This window comes from Bacillus sp. SIMBA_005 (assembly GCF_046535585.1).
GTDB classification, from domain to species: domain Bacteria; phylum Bacillota; class Bacilli; order Bacillales; family Bacillaceae; genus Bacillus; species Bacillus pumilus.
Map to the genome: position 1 here is coordinate 1 of NZ_JAWRWI010000316.1, position 276 is coordinate 276.

Below are 276 nucleotides of genomic sequence, written 5' to 3' on the forward strand. Positions count from 1 at the left end.
GACTTCACCGGTGTCGTCGTCGACGAGGCGCCAGACGAGCCGCTGGCGAAAGCCCTTCAGCAGTCAGGCGCGCAGATCATCTCCTCGTCCTGAGCGCGCATCCGACCTGCCCAGCACCGATGGTCGCACCGGAAGCCGCAGCGTCGCCACCAGCCCGCCGCCCCTCCGTGCGACCAGACGCAGGTCTCCGCCGTGGCTCGTCGCAACGCTCTGCACGATGGCGAGTCCCAGGCCGGTGCCGTCGGGGCCCGCCGACGTGCGACTCTCGTCGCCACG

Annotated in this window: 1 protein-coding gene; it reads right to left on the minus strand. The window is 71.4% G+C overall.

Going from position 1 to position 276, the window contains the following annotated elements:
- Nucleotides 1-63: 63 nt before the first annotated feature.
- On the minus strand, nt 64-276 hold a 213-nt coding region (locus SB660_RS20280; RefSeq protein WP_410584110.1), incomplete at its 5' end, for an ATP-binding protein.